Origin of the sequence: Gordonia asplenii (genome assembly GCF_012933505.1) — a bacterium.
GTDB lineage: Bacteria > Actinomycetota > Actinomycetes > Mycobacteriales > Mycobacteriaceae > Gordonia > Gordonia asplenii.
Genome location: NZ_JABBNB010000077.1, coordinates 1 through 1415 on the forward strand (window position 1 = coordinate 1; position 1415 = coordinate 1415).

Consider the following 1415-nt stretch of genomic DNA (forward strand, 5'->3'; position numbering starts at 1 on the left):
CTGTAATGGGGGTGGAGCGAAGGGGCCGGCTCATGGGGATGTGGTTGTTCGAGCAACCGGGCCGAAGGCCTGGGAGGAGACGAGTGAGCATGTCAGGTCCGGGCGGGAAACCGTTCGATATTTCCAAGCGCTTGGTGTGGAAGGCGTGGGGACAGGTCAAGGCGAACAAGGGTGCAGCCGGGGTGGATGGGGTGTCGGTCGAGGAGTTCGAAGCCGATCTGAAGAACAATCTGTACAAGATTTGGAATCGGATGTCCTCGGGGGCCTACTTTCCGCCGCCGGTGCGGGCTGTGGAGATACCGAAAGCCGATGGTGGGATCCGGGTTCTCGGTGTGCCCACTGTGGGGGATCGGGTGGCGCAGACAGTGGCCGCGTTGACGCTGGAGCCTCGGACGGAGTCGATTTTTCATGAGGACTCCTATGGGTATCGGCCGGGGCGTTCGGCGCTGGATGCGGTGGCCACATGCAGGCAACGATGCTGGTCGACGGCGTGGGTCATCGATTTGGATGTCCGCAAGTTTTTCGACAGTGTCGCCTGGGATTTGATGGTCAAGGCGGTGCAGGCCAACGTGACTCACGAGCAGCGGTGGATTGTGCTGTACGTGCAGCGGTGGTTAGCCGCCCCGATCCGCAGCCCGCAGGGCAGGGACGTCGAGCGGGAGCGCGGCACTCCTCAGGGGTCAGCGATCTCACCGGTGTTGGCGAACCTGTTCATGCATTACGCGTTCGATTCGTGGCTGGATAGGGAGTTCCCGACAGTTACCTTCGAACGGTACGCCGATGACGCGGTGGTGCACTGTGTGACCGAGCGGCAGGCCCGCACTGTGCTGGCCGCGCTGGACACACGGATGGAGCAGGTCGGGTTGCAGTTGCATCCGGCCAAAACGAAAATCGTGTACTGCAAGGACCGCAACCGGCGTCTCGACCACGAGAACACGTCGTTTACGTTTCTGGGGTACACATTTCGGGCCAGGAAGGCGTTGACGCGGGATCAGTCGAGCATGTTCTCGGCGTTCCTGCCCGCGGTCAGCGACACCGCGTGCAAGCAGATGAGCGCGGTGATTCGTTCCTGGCGGCTGCATCTACGCACCACCACCGATCTGGCAGAACTGGCCCGGTGGATCAATCCCGTCATTCGCGGCTGGATGACCTACTACGGCCGCTTTTACCGGACCGAGCTTCACGCCCTGCTCCGACGTATCAACACCTACCTGGTGCGTTGGGCGCGACGGAGATTCAAACGGCTCAGGTCATTCAAGAAGGCCCGACGATGGTGGCACGACCTGGTGGCACGTCAACCAGGCATGTTCGCCCACTGGGTGTGGATGACCGAGTTCTGACGGACTCGATGAGAAGAGCGGAGTGACGGGAGACTGTCACGCTCCGTTCTGTGGGAGCCCCGGGGCGAGACCCCC

1 protein-coding gene is annotated in these 1415 nt (G+C 62.1%); it reads left to right on the top strand.

The window, feature by feature from the left end:
- The first annotated feature begins 89 nt into the window (after positions 1-89).
- Entirely contained in the window at positions 90-1340 is a 1251-nt protein-coding gene (ltrA, locus tag HH308_RS29250) for a group II intron reverse transcriptase/maturase (RefSeq protein ID WP_170197812.1), read from the top strand.
- The last annotated feature ends 75 nt before the right edge of the window (positions 1341-1415 follow it).

Coding starts and splice junctions, on each gene's coding strand:
- ltrA (WP_170197812.1), top strand. CDS start 90: ATGTCAGGTCCGGGCGGGAAACCGTTCGATATTTCCAAGCGCTTGGTG.